Source organism: Paenibacillus sp. (assembly GCF_031177825.1).
GTDB lineage: Bacteria > Bacillota > Bacilli > Paenibacillales > YIM-B00363 > Paenibacillus_AE.
Window position 1 is genome coordinate 67206 of the sequence record NZ_JAPSKE010000006.1, and the last position, 19627, is coordinate 86832.

The window sequence follows — 19627 nt, forward strand, 5'->3', positions numbered from 1 at the left end:
ATGATCGGGAACTATCACAACGTGTATGTGAAGTTATAGCTGCTCGCAGAGCTGAGGGTGACGAGAGGAATTTTACAGTGTTTCCGTCCACGCTGTCCGGATGTGTTCTGGGGTTGGAGACCGCAGTGGGGAGCCGGAAACGGATGCCGCTGTAAGTTCGGCTGCAACGGGCGTTCCTCGATCTTCGCAATGAATTGCAGCGGATTCCAACTGGAGCTTATTCTGTACGGTCTGGGAAACCATCGAGGGAGATGCAAACGTTCGGGTCTTACACGTGCTTTTTATAGTAGGCGGGCAATCTAACGCGGAATAGTTGGTGATGTATGAATCGACTGAAAGGGCTAACAAGCAGTTGTGTTGAACAAAGGTATGCTAGAGTTCGCTGAGAAATTGACAACTTGGCTAGTGACAATGCGAAAAATTAATTAATCTCATATATACCTTAAATTATAGAGGAACCGAAACCACTTTGTCGAATTGTGTTAGGTGATTAACTATTCCTAACAACTATGGCTACAAGGTGGTTTTCTTATGTCCTTGCCGAAAGAGCTTTCCAACATATTTACATCAAGACAAAAATCCTACAAGATGGTCCTTGTCCTTTCACTTCTCATTGAAATGAACATTTCCGGTAAAAGAGAAGTTTCCTTTGTGAACGTCAGAGAAAGGTTTCTTTCTCATTTCAAGGAGCGAGAAGAATCAGGAAGACCAGTTGATCAGCCTCCGAATGGTTTTCAACAATGGGTAAGTATGTCGCCTTCCCAGGTACAACATATCATTATTACACCAATAAATGCACTATCTGAGATAATTGAGTATATTCCCGGAACCCAGACGATTGGATTTAATCGTGAACTTTACGAAAGCTGGGATAACGATGTGATCATTGAATTAAGTGATTATGCCAATCACGAACTTGAACGTTACTATCAAAGTCATGACCCAGGTGAAGGAACTTATTCAATTAGGGATGCCTTAACAAGAATATTAACAAGTTACGAGAAAGAGAAGAGAGAACCATTTAAAAACAACGAGTTTGGGGCGTTTGTCCGGAGGGAAGTACCAAATGGTCTGAGGTCGCTACCGTTTATTCATGATAATCTTCAAGTACAGGCCTCGGTTGGACAAGGAAATTGGGTAACGGTTCCTTGGATTGCTATCATGGACCGTAGAATTACGACTTCTACTCAACGAGGAGAGTATATTGTTTACCTCTTTGTCGAGGATATGAGTTCGGTTTATTTGACATTGGCACAAGGGGTTACAGAGCCGCAGAAAAGTAAAAGCAAAACAGAAGCCTACCGGTATTTGAGAGATAAGGCCAGAGAGTTGCGAGAGCTGCTTCCCCTTGAGGGTTTACACAAGGATGACCAAATCCACCTGGCTTCGGGCGGGTTAGGAAGAGATTATCAGGTATCAACGGTGGCTTATTATAAATATGAACGTGACCATATCCCGGATGACGTCCAACTGGAAAATGACCTGAAAAATCTTGTCGATAATTACAGTCTGTATGTGGACCACGTACTGAACAGCAAATCTGGCAATGATTTCGTTAAACCTGCGTTTCCATACACGATAGCCAGGTTACATATGTTCCAAGGGATTTTAAAATATTTGTCCGATCGCTCAGAAGTACTCATCGAGGAACTAGTTAAAAACCAAGATACTGTACTTAAGTCGGGAGATGAAGCAAAGCACCCGAAGGAACGAGTCACTCACTTAGGACGTGCACTTCAAGAATTTGGGTTTATCACCATATCGGAAATATCGTTCCAATTAACTGATGTCGGAAATATATATACATCAGTATTTTTGGCGGATCCGTGGAAATTAAGTGGAAATCAAATAGAGCTTTTTCGGAATCAGATCAAAGCTTATCAAAGTCGATTAACGGAAAGTGTAAAACGTGCGATAGAGATTGTAAAAGAACTGAGTGAATTTACCTTAGAGGAGTTTACGTTCCCTTTTATTACTGCACTTGGTATGGCCGGTCAATGGAATGAAGTGACCCAGCGGAATCGTTCCATCTTTATGTTGAACTGGTTGGAGGACCTTCATTTTATTAAGAAAGAAGGTCGAAATTACTATTGGCTAAACGATCAAGAGGAGGGGGTTGTGTTGGAGTTAACGGTAGGTGAGAGACTGCAACGAATCAACGCCTTTATCAAAAGTAAGGGTTTCAATTACCCAACGAATATGATCGAGAACTTCTACCTCTCCCTGAAGACGAAACCGTTTACCATTCTTGCAGGCATATCGGGTACGGGCAAGACGAAGCTGATCAAGCTGTTCGCTGAGGCTGTTGGAGCTACGGAGGAAAATGGACAATTCGTACTGATCCCAGTCCGACCGGACTGGAGCGACCCCGCCGATCTGATTGGCTATACAGACTTGAGCATGACTTTCCGACCGGGGAAACTGACTGAATTAATTCTCCGTGCAAGTGAACCTGAGAACAAGGAAAAGCCGTATTTTCTCTGTTTGGATGAGATGAACTTAGCGCGTGTTGAGCATTATTTCAGCGACATCCTATCCATTCTCGAAACGCAACGTTGGAAGGACGGTCGTATTGTAACCGACACCGTCGTTTCGAAGGATCTTCTGGCAAGCTCTCTGAATGGCGCTGGCGAAACATTTTCGGACCTAATGATTCCTGAAAATCTCTTTATCGTAGGCACCGTCAATATGGACGAGACGACGCATCCGTTCAGCAAGAAGGTATTGGACCGGGCGAATACAATCGAGTTCAACTTCATTCAGCTTGCTTCTTTCCCGGACTTCGAGCTTACAACGAGCTCTAGCCCTGTCCCGCAGCCGTCAGCATTCCTTAGAAGCGACTTTCTACAGCTCATCGATGCATACGCGGAGCACAAAGCGCTGATTCAGAATACAACGGAAACTTTAGTCGGAATCAATGAGATCTTAGAGGAGATTAATGCGCATGTCGGTTTTCGGGTGAGGGATGCGATATGTTACTATCTCATCTACAACGATAAGTTCCAGCTGATGCCGGAAAACGATGCGCTTGACTTCCAAATCCTGCAGAAGATCCTTCCACGTATTCAGGGGACAGGTCAATCCGTGTTGAGGGTGTTGTTGGGGCTGCTGCGGATCTGCACGGATCAGAAGAAGTCACTCGAAGACATGCTGATGGAACCCGAGCAGTACTATCAGCAATGGCTTAAGGGCTCTTCGACTACGAAGGCTATCTACCCTCAGAGTGCTAGGAAAATCGCCTACATGATTCGGAGGCTTGAAGAGCATGGATTCACTTCCTTCTGGGTCTCGTGATCAACCGAAGCATCTTGTGAAGATCGAGACGAATCTATTCGATTTCTATATTACCGGCAAACCCGTGCATCCAACTGTGGAGGCGTTCCAGCTACACCGGACGGTGTCTGGCGTGTGGGAGCCGTGTCATTTTCAGGTGAAAAAGGGTCTCCCGGATCTCGACATTGAACAGCTTGAGGTGTATTCCGTCGAAACCGGTGGGATGGTCGATGGGTTTCTCGAGAAGGTGCCTCCGCTGTTCTATGAGACGCAACATTATCAAATCATCATCGAGAGCAAGTGTGATCGGGAGATCATTTTCCATCATGAAAATAGTTATATTCGACAAGCCGTCAAGAAGCATGGGAAGAACGTCGCCGCGGGGATGATCAGCTTCCAGAATGAGGTGGGCTTCACGGATTTTCAAATCCGGGTGGATGGGAGCCCCGCATTAACTGTGGAAATCGAAGTGTTCCCGACGAAGCTGGATTATCGGAAGGATTACCAACTGCTGTTGGAGGATGTGAACCGGCAGATCTATAACTTAACCTTCGACTTCTTGCGGAAGACGTACCATCTCACGGCGTTGAAAGAGACCGCCTCGCAAAGCTTAACGGAATTCTTCACGCTGATTTCGCATGTGTTCGGGCAGTTGGTGAAGGCGTATGATCTCATCCAGACCGCTCCTTACCATAACTTAACGAAGGATGTCCATGTGAAGAATAGCGCTCAGGCTAAGCGTCCCGGGCGTAATAACATCACATTCTTGCAACGAAATACGCATCTCTTGGCGGAGTCGCCAGCGAATGGGTTCATTCATAGTGGCGGGAAAATGTATCTCCCAACGAAGCTGTTGGAGACGAAACGGGTCGTCAATTACGATACGAACGAGAATCGTTTCTTGAAGTGGGTGCTGGAGCGGATCCAGGGGAAGTTGCAAAGTATTGAATCGGAGATCAAGCGGAGGGAAAAGAACAAGGATCTTACGGCGCTGAAGCCCCTGTCTTCCATGCGATCGCAGATTCGGCAGCTGTTGCAGGCGGATTACCTTAGGGATGTCGGTTCGATTCGTAATGTTACGATTTCCTTAGTGCTGCAGATGGCCCCTGGGTATAAGGATGTTTATCGGCTCTACCTCATTCTGATGAAGGGGCTGTCGATTCAAGGGGAGCTCTATCAGATTTCGATGAAGGATCTTGCCCAGCTGTATGAGTATTGGTGTTTCTTGAAGCTTAACGATTTGCTGGGGAAAAAGTATCGGTTGGTGAGCCAAGATGTCGTTCGGGTGAACCGCGGTGGGTTGTTCGTCACGCTGGATAAGACCCGGAAGGCTACGATGCAGTATGTGAACCCGGCCAACGGGGAGAGGTTTACTTTGTTTTACAACCGTATGCCGGAGGATCAACAGTTTCCCACGCTGGCACAGGTGCCGGATAACGTCCTGACCTTGTGGAAGAAGGACACGGATCATGAGCCGCAAATCTATAAATACGTGTTCGATGCGAAGTACCGGATTGATCCAGCCTATGAGTCGTCTCCATATCAGAAAAAATATGGTCGTGCAGGTCCGGTAGAGGATGATATTAATACGATGCACCGGTACCGGGATGCTATTGTTCAACAGTCGAAGGGATCGGCGGAGTTCGAGCGAACCATGTTCGGAGCTTATGTCCTTTTTCCATACGGGAATGAAGAGGAGTATAAGGAGCATCGTTTTTATAAGAGTATAAAACTAGTGAATGTGGGTGGGCTTCCTTTCCTCCCGAATTCGACTGGGCTGGTCGAGGCGTTCTTGGACGAGCTAATCCTGGATAGTCCGGAGAAGGCGTACGAACGCTCCACCCGACCCCGGGGGACGGCGACCTATTATGAGAACAAATATGCCGGTAAGAATGTGCTCGTTGGGTCGATGAAGACTGGACAGTTGGAAGTCGCATTAAGTGAGCGCTTCTATCATATTCCGCTTTCTAACTTGAAGGATCATAAGATTCTGACGCAATTGGAATATGTGGCTTTGAGCCAGTCACGGAAGCAGTTCGACGAGGATGCCGGTATCCGTTGGTTTGGGAAGATTACCGATTGGAAGATTGTGAAGAGAAAAGAGATTTTGGAGCGGCCTGCGGATCCGGCTCGTGCAGAGGAGCTTTATGTGTATTTCAAGGTTGAACACTGGGAGAGGCGCAGTACCGCAATTGCACTAGGTGGGCAGAGTATCTACAGATGTTTGCTGACAAGCAAGTATATGTTTGATCGTGCGGAAGATGTAGCCGAGTTGAGGCTAGAGTCGGAGGAGCAACTGAAAGAATGGAGAGAGAAGCGCCGACTGGGCAAGGTTAAGGTCATGTTGGACAACGACTACGCGGATCTTGCGAAGCAGGTGTTGGGGATTGATATTTCGCACTCGTTAACAAGTGATTCGTAGGGAGGGTTAGCATGAATGCTAAGTATTTCGGACAGATATTATCCGAGATGTACAACAAGGCTCCGCGAGGAGAATGGGTGGAGTAATGTCGCTTTAAATAAATTCCCGGGAAATAAGTCGAATCGACGCTGTCGAACTTTAAAAAGTCATGACGAGTCTTTCGCACCGGGTCAGTTCGACTTAATTGTAGTCGAAGAGTTCCAACATGCGGCGGCGGCTTCGTATCGGCCGGTGATTAACTACTTTAGCCTAAGAGATAGATTTGTACCATAGTGTTACTCTGTTCAATAAAGTTTCGAAGGGAACACATTGGACTAGCCCGCGATGCATACTAAATGCATATCGCGGTCTAGTCCCATTAAGTAGTATCTACTATTTCTAATGCTCCTTCCTATCCACTTCGTAAACACTCTTAGCTTCCGCGGCGATCGGCAGTTGTAAATCGACGGTACTCTCGTAAACCATCTCGGGCATTTTTCCCATTCTCTTGTGCAAGTACGCTTGTAGCCCGGCATCGACGCAATAAATATAACAGCCCTTCAACCCGCGGGTGAGGAGCGTGCGGTATGTGTTTTTAATGATTTGATCGGCTTGTTTCAGCGCTTCTTCGGGGTCTTTCTTATACAATGCCTTGAAACCTGAAAGCGACTTGTCGGTTCTTGCCCGCCGGAATGGATCGGTCACGAGCCGGTCGTGCTCGTAACGAAGATCGGCCCCGATGATGACGCCAACATAGTCAAATTCCAAACCCTGCGAAGTATGAATGCAGCCTACTTGGTCGACGGAATCGGGATCGATCGCCCACGTCGTCGTGTTGCCGAGGTTCCAGCTCATTTGGAAATCGTCGATCACGATATCGTAGGAATTACTGTTATTTTTACTCTCGGTAACCCAATCCCAACAGTAACCTGCGACGATGCGCGCTTTGTTGTTAACCATATTCTTCTCGAAAATGATCCGCCGCAGCTCGTTCGGGTCGTCGATCAGCTGCAGATCGTATTCGAAGTCGATACCGTCAGCGTTGGCCGTCTCCCGGATGTCCAACACATCGTCCACCCACGCTAAAAAGCCGTCAGAACCGTTACAACGGAACTGAGATGCCAGCGGGATCTCCTCAACTTCCGCATCGTACATGCCGGCGAAACGGCGAATCTCTTCCTTGCTGCCGATATCTGATAGAGACACGCGTTGATGCTCATCGATGAAGAAAACCGAAAGCTTTGCCGCCCGGATAATCTCCATGATTTGATTTTCGCCTTTGTTCTTGAACATGCCCGATTTCTCGTTGAGCCGATGTGCTTCGTCTACGAGCAAGGTGTCGAATTCATTCGGCAGCGCCTCGTAGTACACGCCCGAACCTTTAAACATGTTACTAATGAAAGATTTCTTGAAATTCTTCTGGAGCTTTTTCGTGTACACTTCCCTAGGGGCGCTGTTTTTCGTAACGTACTGGCTGACGAGCTCCATCGACGTGAATCGAACTAACAAATTAACGGCTAATACAGACTTCCCGGTTCCCGGTCCGCCTTCGATGATCAGGACCTGTTTTTTGCCCGTTTCTTGCGCCTTCTTCGCCATACGGATCGCGGCTTCATAAGCAACTTTCTGCTCCTCGATCATGACAAACTCTTCGTTGCCTTCTAGCATAAGATTTAGTGATTCTTGCAGTGATTTCGAAGGTTTGATTTTCCCGTTTTCGATCAAATACAGCGCTTTCCGTTGGTCCGACCGTTTGATGTACGTCGAGATAAAGCCTCGTAAGCGGAGCGCATCACCCTTCGTGAAAACAGGAGCTTGCTCGAGGTAAGGCTTGTATACATCGTTCGTTAGCGGGTCGTCAGGCGTTCGGATGTAATTATGTAAGTAGGCGCATGGAAAAAGAGAGACGGAGCCCTCTTGGACGGACTCATTATAATCCGAAATGATTCTTGCGTACGACCAAGCCTGATATGAAGGATGGGTCGTCTTTGCAAGGCTCCGGTTAAATACCGTCTGTACAATGCCATCCTCTTCCTCGACAAGGTTCATCTCTGACCATTGCTTGAGCTCGATAATGATGACGTTCGATTCACCGCGCTCGTTGAAGCCCGATAAGATAAAGTCGATTCGTCTCGAAGTCGTCGGGATCTTATACTCGATCGCAACGGGAATGTCGTCCGGAATGTCCGGAGTGTTCAACACCTTGTAAATATAGTTCATCGAGTTGTTCCAAGCATTGATCTCGTTCTTCGAGGTACGGCCGATTTTCTGTACATAAGCTTCATATATCTTAACGGCGATGCTGTCCTCGGTGACGTGCTCCATGAATTGCTTTTTCGTAGCTTCATATATGATCATGACAGCAGCCCACCTTACTTTTCTAAATCGGTATATTTCTTGGAGGTGCCTAGAGATTTGTCGACAGGGTACTTTGCTGCGTTCTTTTTCATTTTGTTTCTGATGGCCGTCTCTACATTGATGTCGAGATCGTGCGCAAGCGTCAGGGCGTAAATCAGCACGTCCGCGAGTTCGTCCTGCAGTTCTTCACGCTTCGCGTCCCGCACGGCATCGGCGGTGCTCCATTGGAATAACTCCAACAGTTCGCTTGCTTCAAGCGATAAGGAGATGGCCAAGTCTTTAGAGTTGTGAAATTGTTTCCAATCTCGTTCGTCGCGGAACGCAATGATGTTTCGGATAATATCGTCCATAGGAATCTCCTGTTTCTTATGACTTACTTTAGTTTCATTATAAGTATTTATACTACATTCAGCCACCGATGAAGTTGAGTTAATCATCCGTAAATGCCTTCACAGTCGACTGCGAAACTTCTAACCTAGATTGATTGGGTTATTTCGAACGAATGCAGTTATGTATTTCGTCAAGTGGGGGCGGTAGAATTGTAACGCTCTTATCAAACGTAATTTCTGGCAGGCTATTTCTTACAGCCAACCATGTTATAATAAACCTTACAAGATCGATCTAAGGAGGGACGCCAAGTTGCTTAAAAAACTCGAAGGCAATGATGCGGAGCTCTTCAAGGAATGGATATACGAGCACAAAGATACCATCGTCGATGTCGAGGGAAAGCACTATCTTGTGAAGCCATTAAGCAACATTGTCCAGGAAGAGATCGAGAGCGACAGTGAGCTTAAGGAATTGATCATGCAAGCCAAACGAGACATTGCCGAAGGGACGCTCTATTCCACCGACAATCTTATTGAGGCGATTGAAAAAGGAAAGCTGTAATGAATGTGAAGTGGACCCCTTCGGCGAGGAAAAGCTTGAGGGATATTCAAAGTATTCATTTTACGGATGACGAAACGAAAGAGTACCGGATTCGTTTGGTACGTAACATCCAGGACAAGATTCTTACAATGGAATCCATTCCTGCAAAAGAACCTTCTTGGCAGGGGACATTTAGGATCATAGTCGACAGTTATAAGGTATATTATTCGTTTTCCGAAGATAGACAGACTTGTTTCATCGAAGGACTCCGACATCAGCGTCAAACTAATTGAGACCACAATGCGGTAAGTTCCCGTATTGTGTTTTTTTCGTCAGAGGCATATTGGAGCCTGTGGATGAATATAGCGAAGGTCTTGTCGAAAGGAAGAAGAAAGATTGTGACGGAAAGAGTGAAGGTGGATCCTTGTTTTACCTCTATTGTTGTGCGCGACATGGACGAACTGTTCCGAAATGGAGCGTTCGAGTGGAATGTGACTCGCTTGATCGAAGCGATCGACGGAGAGGGGAGCGAGTTCTCCGTAACGCCAGTCGACATCCTTCCTATGTTCTAAATGATGAACATGTTGAAGCGGTAGACGTATCCAAGCCGATTCTTCAAGCCGAGGTAACGCCGGGGGTGTACCTTACCATTGACGGTAATCACCGGGTGGAAAAGGCTAGAAGGCAGGGGCACCATTATTTAGACGCTTACCGATTGCGAGTGGAGCAACATATACCGTACATGACTTCCATTCGATCTTACCTTACGTTCGTGGAATACTGGAACACCAAGCTTTCAAACCGCCATCGAAGAAGGAGTCGCCTATGAACTTGTATCATTTTCCTAGCAGCATAGACTCGGCAGTCATATATAGAGCTAAAGAATATGTATCCGAGGGTCGCGTGAAATCCTTGAAGCGGCTCGCCGGCAGAAAGTACACCGCCGAGGTACGAGGGTATGAGGATTATCAAGTATACGTAGAGTTGGACGAGGAAGACAATGTGCTGGAATCGGATTGTAATTGCCCCTATGATTTCGGACCGATCTGCAAGCATCAGGCGGCGGTGTTCCTCGTGCTGCGGGACCGGATCGCAGAGGGGGAGGCGGGGCCGGAGCCGTCGCTCCGTGAGCTGCTGGAGGCGGAGAGCAAGGAGACGCTCGTCTCGATTTTACTTTCCATCGCGTCGGATGCCGGCCCGGCAGAAGAGCGTATCCGGCTGCACCTGTCGAAGGTTGGCGGAGAAGAGGAAGTCGCCGAGTGCCGTGCGTTAATACAATCCTATATCTATCGAAATTCGGATCAACATGGGTTCGTGAATTGGCGCAGTGTTCGCGATGCGGTGGAAGGGGCCGTGATCGTTGCCGATAAGGCGGCTGCCGCGTTCGACGGTCAGGAATGGTTGCGCGGGTTGGACATGCACCTCTGCGTGATCGAAGAGATGATCGAATTGCTGCAATCGGCCGACGATTCGGGCGGCGGGGTCGGCATGATCATCGAGAGCAGCTTGGAAGCGATCGGGCGAATGGTACAGGAGCTCCAAAGTGCGTCGGACGCGGAGCGGGTAGCAGTCTTCCGGCGTCTTCTCTCGGATCTGCAGCGTTCCTGTTACGACGGGTGGTCGGATTGGCAGCTCGCGCTGCTCGAATCGGCCGACGAGCTCATTGCGTCGGAGGAGATGCAGCAAGCATGGGACGAAGCGGCCGGAGCGATCTCGGACGACTCGACAGGAAGCGAATGGTCTCGAGGCTATGTTGACGAGAGGGTGGCCGTGCTTCGATATGAGCGGCTCCTGGAGCAGTCGGGCGAGTCGCAGGCAAGCTTATATTTGGATGAACAGCTGCATTTCCCGGCGTTGCGGGACATTGCGATCCGGGCGGCTCTTGGCCGTGGAGATGCGGAGGAAGCGATTCGGCTCGCGGAAGCAGGGGAGGCGGCGGATCAGGCGCGAGGGTTGCCGGGACTCGTCCATCGATGGAAGAAGCATCGTTTCGAGGCGTACAGGAGTTCGGGTCGATTGGAACCATTGCGGGCGCTCGGACTGGAGCTGGTTGGTAGCGGGGAGTATGAGGTTTATCGGACGGTGAAGGGGACATTTCCGGAAAATGAATCGGCCTGGTCCTTCTACCTGCAGGAGATGTTAGACCGAATGGCGCAAGACCCGAGGGCGCAGGAATTGTACACTCGCATCCTCGTGGAGGAGCGCATGTTCGCAAGGCTGTTAGCGTATGTCCGCGAAGCGCCTTATCGGATCGAATCGTTCTACGGTTCGTTGCAGCCGCACTTTCCGGACGAGGTGAAGTCGCTTTTCTTGACATACATCGAGTTACGGGCGGACCGGTCGAAGGATCGGAGGGATTACGCCGACGTGAGCCGGATCATTCGATTGTTGCAGCAGGTCGGCGGTAGGGAAGAGGCATATCGGATTACGGGGGAATTACTAGCCAAATATCCGAGGAGGCCCGCGATGCGGGAGGAATTGGAGAAGCTTGTATTTTAGTTGTGGTACAATGGACGAAAGCGCCAATTCGGGCGCATATGCGAAAAGGGCGGTGCAGCGTATGGCTTATTCGTTTGCCATCCGGCCGGTTGGCCACCAGACGTTTGCGGACGAGGACGAACAAATCCGAAAATGCAAGGAATGGGGGCTGCTGACCGACAAGTCATCTAGGATGAAGACGTTTTATTATAAAGGAAACGGGCTGAACGAGTCGTGCACCATTGTCGGCTACGTCGACGATGTGACAGCTGTCATCGGTTTCGGCGATGGGACGTTGCATTGCATCCACCCGTCCTATCTGAAGGAGATGCAAGCGTCCCAGTTCGGCGCGAAGCCTGCCGCTCCGTCGGACGAGCCTGCAGAGGCGGCGGTCGAGCCGACTGAGATAGCGGGCGGGCCGGACGGGGACGCTGCGGCGAATGCGTCATCGAACCGGAAGGATGGCGAAGCGGCAGCGGATCAGACGGATGACGAAGCTGCGGTGAAGCGGACTGCCCCGAAGTCGTCGAAAAGCGGGTCCGGCAAAATCAAGCTGCCGGAGGACAAGGTGCGCATGCGAGCGGTCGTCGAGCAATTTACGACCGTGCCGAACCATTTCGCCGATGAGGATGACGAAGTGATCGTGTACGGGAATGTCGTCATCGAAGAGCTGGGCGTGGAACTCGGCTCCGCCTGGTCCAGTCACAGCGCCACGCTGAAAAAAATGGAATTGCAAGTCGGCGATGCGTTGACATTCGAAGCGAAAGTCGCCGCCAAAAAACTGACGCGTCACCCGGTGCCGTACAAAATTAACAACCCGTCCAAAATTCAGAAGCTATAATCGACCGACACATCCTGCCAAACGGGCGTTCATTCCAGCGCGAGAATTTCTCTCGTAGGAGTGATTCATTGCAAAACACCGACCGATCTCAAAAGTGATCTGTCGGTGTTTATTGTTATATAAGTAGTTTTCATATTCCCTGACGGCTGTCCGTCAGGTTTATTTGTTTTACTTTCCATATTGATGAGAAAATGAATACTACGATCTTCGATTACGTGGGGCTTCCATTAGTCGGGAAGTGTTGGGTAAGTTGGTGAATATCGTTTACATTTATGCACTGATCGCGCATGCTCGGGAAATATGAAGGCAGATTTATGTTTTGTGAAAATAGCTGCCCTTCGAGATCAAATGGCGGGAGTGAAACCAATGCAAATCATTTTCTCCAAACATGCCAGGTTGAGATGCAGGCGACAGGGTATCATTCCTGAGGTATTGAAGAAGGAACTAAGCAATGTTCCTACCTTCCATGGCGAGATCCGGTAGGTTACGTCAGACGCAGTTGTGTTGCTTACTACCAAGGGCGCGAATATCGCCTTCGTCAAAACTGTGATTTCCAAGAGGAAATATAAGGACTCAACAAAGATTCATACCTACTAATTTCCGACGAAAGAAACAGCGCGAAGGGGAAAACCAATGCAACCTGAGGAACTGAAGGCCAAACTCTCGAATCTATCGATCTGGAAGAAGAACGGGCAGCGGGCTCCTCACAAGCCGCTGCTAATTTTGTATGCGCTCGGCAAGTTGGTCAATTAAGGAAAGCTGCGGCTGCCATACGAGGAGGTGCGGGAGGAGCTGAAGGCGCTGCTGATCGAGTTCGGTCCGGTTCGCAAATCGTACCATCCCGAGCAGCCGTTCGTTCGATTAGCGAGGGACGGCTTTTGGGAGGTGGATGCGGTTTCGGGCATGTCCGCCCCCAAAGACAAGAAACTGGTGCTGACCCACGCGGCCGGGGGATTTTCCGACGAAGCGCCGAACTTATTACAGGGAGATCGGGCGTTGATTTATGAACTGGCGCATGGCGTTCTGGAGGAGCATTTTCCGGATACGATGCATGAAGACATTCTGGAGCGGGTGGGCCTCAACCAGCTCGTGTTTAAGAAGAAGCCGCGCGATCCGCAGTTCCGGGAGCGTATCTTGCGGGCGTACGAGTATTGCTGCGCGGTATGCGGGTTCAATGTTCGATTGGGCAACCATCTGGTGGCGGTGGAAGCCGCGCATATTATGGCATCAGGCCGGCGGACCGGTTGCGGGACGTCGAGAAGACGGCGATGGCGAAGAGCTATAAGATGATCGTGCTGCTGTACATGCTGGAGCGGGGCGCGGAACGGTGGACGGAACCGGTGACGCCGCAAGAGGTGGCGCCGTTCTTCCATCGGTACTTGGTGGAGAAGGAATTTCGGAAGCGGGTCGACTTCTCGGATACGGAGTCGCGGCGACTGTGGGCGTATGACGAGGCGGCGGTTAGTAGCTTGATCGCGCGGATGCCGATGACAAAGTGGGCCGGTGCTCGGGGCAGTATGACGCGGTTCGAGGATGGGGTGTTTTCGTTGGCGGCCTGCGGCGGAGTATCTGGCGATTGTGCACCGGTGGACGCGGGAAGTGTGCGAGTATCGGTTGCATGTGCATTTCGAACGGCGGGAGGGGCGGTAGTTCAATAAATGCTTTTTCCGAGTTCAGCGAGCTCAAGGCATTTGATTATCCTAGCAAAGCGTGACATTGGCGACGGGACGCTTTATTCTACCGACGAACTCATTGAGGTTATTGACAACTTTAACAAGGAAAAGCCTAAGGGATATTCAAAGAGTCATTTTATAGAACCCTCTCGGCAGGGGACATATAGGATCTTAGTAGTTAGATATAAAAGTATATCATTTTTCGAAGATGGTCAGACTTGTTTTATTGAAGCACTCTGACATCAGCGACAAAATGATTGAAAATGAAGCCACAATGCGGCGAGTCCTCGCACTGTGGCTTTTTTTATTCGCCGGTCTCGGCAGAGGGTCAGCTTCCTCAGCAACATAACAACACAACGACAAATAATTTGGTTTGTATTGACAATAAATAAATTAGGCCATATAATCTCGTTAATAAAAGCGTTTAGTTATGCGAAAGGTGGTAATGACAGAATAAATAATTTTTAAAGTAAAAGCATTTAGAGAACTGGGTAAGAGTCGTGATACGTGGACATGCAGCGCGGAGAGTTCGATACCATAATCGGAAACCGACTTCGGCCAATTGACGATCGACCTGAAGTACAATAAATTCATTTACGGAGGCAAGCGACTATGCCAGGACCGGGAGCATACCTGATTGGAGAAGAAGAAAAGAAAGAATTAATGGATGTAATAGAAAGTGGCCATTTTTTTCGCTATGGTGCGGAAAACGATCCTAAGTTTCAAAAAAAAGTAGTGCAGTTCGAAAAGGAATTTGCAAACTATACAGAAACAAAATACGCTTTGGCTGTCTCCAGCGGCACTGGTGCGTTAATGAGTTGCCTTGCGGCATTAAATATCGGGCCAGATGATGAGGTCATCGTTCCCGGATATACGTTCATCGCATCCATTTCTTCCATTATTTTGTCCGGAGCAATCCCGGTATTGGCCGAGATTGATGAGTCATTAACAATCGATCCGGACGATATCCGAAGAAAAATTACGAAGAGAACCAAGGCGATTATGCCCGTTCATATGCTCGGTAACCCGTGTGACATGGACAGGATTATGGAAATTGCAAGAGAATTTAGGCTGTTCGTCATCGAAGATTGTTGTCAAGCTGCGGGAGCAGCTTACAAATGGAGGAAAGTGGGCTCTATTGGCCATATGGGGGCCTTTTCCCTTAACAATTTTAAGACGATTACCAGTGGTGATGGCGGTATGGTTATTACCAATGATGAATTTTATTACGAGAGGGCATTCGGATTTCACGATCAAGGCCATAAGCCGAACCGAACCGGTGTCGAGGTTGGGAATCGAAGTATTATCGGCATGAATATGAGAATGAACGAGTTGACTGGCGCAGTAGCGCTTGCACAGACGCGAAAGTTGGACATGATTTTGGCGGCATTGCGGGAAAAGAAGGCGAAAATGAAACTTGAGCTCCAGAACACGCCAGGTTTTCAATTCAGGAAAATTAACGATCCGATGGAATGTGCGACACTATTGACACTCTTGTTCGACAGCAAGGAGATTGCGGATCGTTTTGCTGAAAGAATCGGCACTAAGACTTTGGCGCATTCCGGATGGCATGTATACAACAATATGGAGCAGCTCTTAGCGAAGAAATATGAATTCAATAATGGCGAGGTCATGGAGTATCGCAAACACATGCTTCCAAAAACAGATGGCATATTAGAAAGGGCGATTAACATTAGCATTGGTGTCGTAGATAGCGGCCTTGGAGCAGGCTACGGCATTAATATCCATTCTTCGGATCAAGATATTCAGGCGGTTGCCGATAATATCAAAAAGACCATAAACGAGATTCTCGCCTAAAGTATTAGTGAATAGCTGAGTCCACCGATAAATTGAGGCGACTGTCGAAAGCGCTTTTATGAGATTATAGGAGGCCATTCTATGAAAAAAAGAGTGAAAGCAATTGCAGGACTCATACTAGTCGCACTTCTGGCTGCATGTTCAAGCAATAGTACAGAATCAACTCCGGTCAAGTCTGGGAAAGTTGTACTTAAGTTTATGGTTACCAACGAAAATTACAGTGACCGACTTAAGGATTTCATTGCAAATTACGAAACCTCCAGTGGAAACAAAGTAGACGTACAGTTGCTTCCTGCGGCGGAGTTCGACAGTATGTTGAAGGTCAAGATGATGTCTGACGAGGGCCCGGATTTGTTCGTGACGGACGATATTGCTATGTCCCAATTCAACGTACCTAAGGAATGGTTTGAAGACTTGTCCGAGAGGCCATGGGTTCAGCGCCTTTCGGACGGAGGCAGGAAGATGATCGAGTGGAATGACAGCAGGATCACCGGCTTGCCGATCACGAACCCTGGCGGTTTCGGGATTCTGTACAACAAGTCGATATTCTCGGAGCTCGGCTTGGAAGTACCGACAACATGGAATGAATTCCTAGCTGCATGCGAAAAGGTGAAACTGGCAGGCATTACGCCGGTCAACATCCAACTGGCGAATGGAAGCGAGTTTGGTACGACCCACATGATGCACCAACTGTTCGTGAACGCCGAGTTAAACAGAATGGAACAAGGCGATCAATTCTGGGAAGACATGAACACTCACAAAATCAAGTTGACTGATATACCGGAATACGAACAAGCGTTGTCCCAAATGATCGAGCTTAAGGAAAAGGGCTATATCAACGAGGATTTCATCTCCAATACGTTCGAGTTGACGCAAGAAAAGATCGGCACTGGCAAAGTCGCCATGCATCCTGCAGGGGATTTTATTCTGGAGCCTTTGCTCGCGAAATATCCTGAATTGGATCTCGGCTTTTTCTCGATGCCTTTCGGAGACACGCCAGGCGCAATCTCGCTTTATGCCGGTGTCGGCATGTCAGTGAACGCGAAAGCGAAACACAAAGAAGCAGCGCTCCAGATGATCGATTTCTTCGCATCCAAGGAGCAGCAAGAAGCTTTTATGGGTAAGGCTCCGGGGACATCCGTATTTGCCGACGTGAACGCCGAAGCCAACATCATCAGCGCGGAGTTGCAGAAATACATGGATAGCGGGAAGGCTTTTATGGGCATGTTCGGCAGATACGAAGCATGGAACGATATGGATGCTCGTAAAATTATGCAGGAGATGATGATAGGAAACAAATCGCCCAAACAAGTGCTTGAGGAGCTGAATGCAAAGGCTGAGATCATAGCCAAAGGCAAGAAGCTTCAAGGATGGTAACCATGGAAGCTCGCAGCTTGCAGGAAAGTCCGTCACAGACGGACTTTCCTGGAAAAAACATCCGTCGGAAGCGGAAGCCGCCTATCCATTATCCGGTTCTATTTGTGGTACCTGCCATCGTCATTTATGCCGTTTTTTTCATTTTTCCAACCATTTCCGGATTCTACTATTCATTTACGGATTGGAGTGCGGTTAGCTCGACCATTAACTTCGTCGGGATTGCACAATTTATCGAAGTGATCAAAAATCCGGATTTTCCTTTGGCCATGAAAAACACATTCATTTACGCAATCGTCACGACAACCGGCAAAATTGTGTTTCCGCTTGCTATTGCCGTATTGTTAACGAAAGGGATTCGTTCTCGTAATGCGCTTCGTGCCGTTTATTTCTCGCCTGCTATCCTTAACATCGTTGCGGTAGGTCTTATATTTCAAGGGTTGCTGAATCCGCACACCGGATTCGTGAATCAAACGCTTCGATCCCTCAATCTTGATTTCTTGGCGTTCGGATGGATCGGTGATCCCACACTTTCCATTTTTGCTGCCTGCCTGATGGAAATCTGGAGAGCGTCCGGCATCACGATGGCTATTTTTATCGCGGGTATCCAGAATATCTCCTCCGAGTACTATGAAGCAGCGGATATCGATGGTGCATCCTTTTGGGAAAAATTCACACGTGTGACACTGCCGCTGCTTATGCCCGCGATCACAATTAATGTATTGCTGTCCGTTATCTATGGGGCGCGGATGTTCGAGGGTGTTTATTTCTTGACCCAGGGAGGCCCGGGCAACTCTTCTGAAGTCATGATGACGATGGTCTACAAATATATGGGACAAGGTCTATACGCATATAGCACGGCACTTAACTTGATTTTGGTAGTACTGATTCTGGTCGTCGCAATGCCGCTTCTATCTTATTTGAAGAAGAAGGAGATAGAAGGATGACAGCAAAAAGGAAAAGATGGAAGTTGGCCGCTGGTGAGATCGGATTATGGGGCTTGAGTGCAGTCATATTTTTACCTTACATGCTCGTCGTGTTAACGTCTATTAAAAGCAGCGAGGAGGCGGGATTGTTCCGGCTCTCGCTGCCGTCCGAAGTTCTCGTAATTGAAAACTACCGGGTGTTATTTGAGAGAGGATATTTCATCCAAGGATTCGCGAACAGCGTGATCGTTACATTCGGAGCTGCGGCCATCATCTTGTTCTGCTCCGCGCTTCTTAGTTTCTATATTGCAAGGGTGAAAACATGGGGAGCCCAATTGTTGTACCACCTGTTCATGGTGGGCATGGTTGCGCCGATCAGTCTGGTTACTACTTTTAATCTGCTGAAGTCCTTGCATATTTTGAACACGCATCTTGGGATTATCCTGGTGTTTGCCGGCATCCTGATTCCTTTCGCAATGTTTATTTATGTCGGATTTATCCGGACGATTCCTCGTGAAATGGACGAAGCCGCCACGATTGACGGATGCGGTCCATATCGCATGTTCGCCGTAATTATGTTTCCGCTGATGAAGCCGATCACTTTTACGGCCTCAATCCTGGTTTTTATGAATGTTTGGAACGATTCACAGATTCCGTTGTTTTTCCTGAACGACAACCAGTATTGGACGATGCCGCTGAACATCTATCGGTTTTACGGCTATTTTCGCACGGATTGGAACTACATTTTCGGCAATATTTTACTCACCACTCTACCTGTACTAATCCTTTATTTGGCAGGCCAGCGATTTATGATCGAGGGAATGACAAGCGGTGCGGTGAAAGGCTAAACATTACGGAAAAGAGGGAACAGTTATGCGAGTGCTCGCTATAGGCGCCCATCCCGATGATGTGGAAATATTATGCGGGGGAACGATGGCCAAATATGCGCTCCGGGGCGACGATGTCTCCATTATGATTGCGACGAACGGCAACGTAGGTTCGGCTAGCTTGACCAAGGATGAAATTGCTGAAGTGAGACGCAAGGAAGCCGAGGCATCGGCTGCGATCATCGGCGCGGAGCTGATCTGGATGGGATATGATGACGAGTTTCTTTTTCATGACCGGGCGACTAGAACGGCTTTTATTAACGCGATACGTCGGGCGGCCCCGGATGTCATGTTCGTGCACGGAGTGAACGACTATCACCCGGATCACCGGATCTGCGGCGAGATAGCTGTTGATTGCCGTATTCCGGTGACCGTACCGCTTATCGTCACGGAATATCCGGCTTTGCCCCGTATTCCGCATGTTTTCATCATGGATAACCTGGGCGGAATTGGGTTTGAGCCGGAACATTATGTAGATATAACGGACGTATATGATATAAAATGCCGAATGATACGCTCCCACGAGAGCCAGGATGAATGGTTGCAGTACCAATACGGCATGGACTACGTTTCATTTGTCTCGAAGTCCAGCGCTGTGCGCGGAATGGCGATTGGAGTCCAGCATGCCGAGGCGTTCCGAAGCTTGCCAATGTATCCGGTGGTCGGCGGTCCTTCTTTGCTTCCATGATGCATAAAGCGGCGATGCGATTCCTGCGTAGAAAGGGTATCAA

At 48.6% G+C, this 19627-nt stretch carries 15 protein-coding genes and 1 pseudogene; 14 read left to right on the plus strand and 2 right to left on the minus strand.

From position 1 onward, the window contains the following. Nucleotides 1-531: 531 nt before the first annotated feature. Both RIN49_RS09155 and RIN49_RS09160 read left to right on the plus strand, forming a co-directional pair. Complete coding sequence (locus tag RIN49_RS09155) at nucleotides 532-3294, plus strand: MrcB family domain-containing protein (RefSeq protein WP_309119868.1); 2763 nt, start codon at nucleotides 532-534, stop codon at nucleotides 3292-3294. Then, nucleotides 3266-5695 (plus strand): DUF2357 domain-containing protein, encoded by a 2430-nt coding sequence (locus RIN49_RS09160; RefSeq protein ID WP_309119869.1) that lies wholly within the window; start codon nucleotides 3266-3268, stop codon nucleotides 5693-5695. Before RIN49_RS09155 ends, RIN49_RS09160 begins: the two co-directional genes overlap by 29 nt. Before the next feature lie 378 nt (nucleotides 5696-6073). On the opposite strand, the gene RIN49_RS09165 is transcribed toward RIN49_RS09160, so the two are convergent. Further along, a complete protein-coding gene (locus RIN49_RS09165) occupies nucleotides 6074-8032 on the minus strand; it encodes a DNA/RNA helicase domain-containing protein (protein ID WP_309119870.1) in 1959 nt (652 codons plus the stop codon). 14 nt (nucleotides 8033-8046) lie between these two features. After that, on the minus strand, nucleotides 8047-8382 hold the full coding sequence (locus RIN49_RS09170; RefSeq protein WP_309119871.1) for a nucleotide pyrophosphohydrolase: 336 nt from the start codon (nucleotides 8380-8382) through the stop codon (nucleotides 8047-8049). A gap of 289 nt (nucleotides 8383-8671) precedes the next feature. Between RIN49_RS09170 and RIN49_RS09175 the strand changes: the two genes are divergently transcribed. From RIN49_RS09175 to RIN49_RS09225, 12 genes and pseudogenes are all read left to right on the plus strand, one after another. Next, nucleotides 8672-8920 (plus strand): hypothetical protein, encoded by a 249-nt coding sequence (locus tag RIN49_RS09175; protein ID WP_309119872.1) that lies wholly within the window; start codon nucleotides 8672-8674, stop codon nucleotides 8918-8920. Further along, nucleotides 8920-9192: a type II toxin-antitoxin system RelE/ParE family toxin gene (locus RIN49_RS28785; RefSeq protein ID WP_375295227.1), complete on the plus strand. Its 273-nt coding sequence runs from the start codon at nucleotides 8920-8922 to the stop codon at nucleotides 9190-9192. Before RIN49_RS09175 ends, RIN49_RS28785 begins: the two co-directional genes overlap by 1 nt. Nucleotides 9193-9297: 105 nt before the next feature. Continuing rightward, the gene (locus RIN49_RS09180) at nucleotides 9298-9471 is read left to right on the plus strand and encodes a hypothetical protein (RefSeq protein ID WP_309119873.1); all 174 of its coding nucleotides are present in this window, start codon (nucleotides 9298-9300) and stop codon (nucleotides 9469-9471) included. A gap of 331 nt (nucleotides 9472-9802) precedes the next feature. Then, nucleotides 9803-11398 carry an SWIM zinc finger family protein gene (locus tag RIN49_RS09185; protein ID WP_309119874.1) on the plus strand — a complete coding sequence of 532 codons (1596 nt, stop codon included), beginning with the start codon at nucleotides 9803-9805 and terminating at the stop codon, nucleotides 11396-11398. Between the two features lie 61 nt (nucleotides 11399-11459). After that, entirely contained in the window at nucleotides 11460-12218 is a 759-nt protein-coding gene (locus RIN49_RS09190) for a hypothetical protein (RefSeq protein ID WP_309119875.1), read from the plus strand. Nucleotides 12219-12851: 633 nt separating this feature from the next. Then, nucleotides 12852-13461: pseudogene (locus RIN49_RS09195) on the plus strand (phosphorothioated DNA-binding restriction endonuclease); the annotation flags it as partial. Nucleotides 13462-13486: 25 nt separating this feature from the next. Then, nucleotides 13487-13876 (plus strand): hypothetical protein, encoded by a 390-nt coding sequence (locus tag RIN49_RS09200; protein WP_309119877.1) that lies wholly within the window; start codon nucleotides 13487-13489, stop codon nucleotides 13874-13876. 627 nt (nucleotides 13877-14503) lie between these two features. Next, entirely contained in the window at nucleotides 14504-15709 is a 1206-nt protein-coding gene (locus tag RIN49_RS09205; protein WP_309119878.1) for a DegT/DnrJ/EryC1/StrS family aminotransferase, read from the plus strand. Nucleotides 15710-15790: 81 nt separating this feature from the next. Beyond that, nucleotides 15791-17086 (plus strand): ABC transporter substrate-binding protein, encoded by a 1296-nt coding sequence (locus RIN49_RS09210; RefSeq protein ID WP_309119879.1) that lies wholly within the window; start codon nucleotides 15791-15793, stop codon nucleotides 17084-17086. A gap of 2 nt (nucleotides 17087-17088) precedes the next feature. Beyond that, a complete protein-coding gene (locus RIN49_RS09215) occupies nucleotides 17089-18030 on the plus strand; it encodes a carbohydrate ABC transporter permease (RefSeq protein ID WP_309119880.1) in 942 nt (313 codons plus the stop codon). Continuing rightward, nucleotides 18027-18857, plus strand: a complete 831-nt coding sequence (locus RIN49_RS09220) for a carbohydrate ABC transporter permease (protein ID WP_309119881.1) — start codon at nucleotides 18027-18029, stop codon at nucleotides 18855-18857. Before RIN49_RS09215 ends, RIN49_RS09220 begins: the two co-directional genes overlap by 4 nt. A 25-nt stretch (nucleotides 18858-18882) precedes the next feature. Further along, nucleotides 18883-19584 (plus strand): PIG-L deacetylase family protein, encoded by a 702-nt coding sequence (locus tag RIN49_RS09225; RefSeq protein ID WP_309119882.1) that lies wholly within the window; start codon nucleotides 18883-18885, stop codon nucleotides 19582-19584. The last annotated feature ends 43 nt before the right edge of the window (nucleotides 19585-19627 follow it).

Coding starts and splice junctions, on each gene's coding strand:
- RIN49_RS09155 (WP_309119868.1), top strand. CDS start 532: ATGTCCTTGCCGAAAGAGCTTTCCAACATATTTACATCAAGACAAAAA.
- RIN49_RS09160 (WP_309119869.1), top strand. CDS start 3,266: ATGGATTCACTTCCTTCTGGGTCTCGTGATCAACCGAAGCATCTTGTG.
- RIN49_RS09165 (WP_309119870.1), bottom strand. CDS start 8,032: ATGATCATATATGAAGCTACGAAAAAGCAATTCATGGAGCACGTCACC.
- RIN49_RS09170 (WP_309119871.1), bottom strand. CDS start 8,382: ATGGACGATATTATCCGAAACATCATTGCGTTCCGCGACGAACGAGAT.
- RIN49_RS28785 (WP_375295227.1), top strand. CDS start 8,920: ATGAATGTGAAGTGGACCCCTTCGGCGAGGAAAAGCTTGAGGGATATT.
- RIN49_RS09190 (WP_309119875.1), top strand. CDS start 11,460: ATGGCTTATTCGTTTGCCATCCGGCCGGTTGGCCACCAGACGTTTGCG.
- RIN49_RS09200 (WP_309119877.1), top strand. CDS start 13,487: ATGGCGAAGAGCTATAAGATGATCGTGCTGCTGTACATGCTGGAGCGG.
- RIN49_RS09205 (WP_309119878.1), top strand. CDS start 14,504: ATGCCAGGACCGGGAGCATACCTGATTGGAGAAGAAGAAAAGAAAGAA.
- RIN49_RS09210 (WP_309119879.1), top strand. CDS start 15,791: ATGAAAAAAAGAGTGAAAGCAATTGCAGGACTCATACTAGTCGCACTT.
- RIN49_RS09215 (WP_309119880.1), top strand. CDS start 17,089: ATGGAAGCTCGCAGCTTGCAGGAAAGTCCGTCACAGACGGACTTTCCT.
- RIN49_RS09220 (WP_309119881.1), top strand. CDS start 18,027: ATGACAGCAAAAAGGAAAAGATGGAAGTTGGCCGCTGGTGAGATCGGA.
- RIN49_RS09225 (WP_309119882.1), top strand. CDS start 18,883: ATGCGAGTGCTCGCTATAGGCGCCCATCCCGATGATGTGGAAATATTA.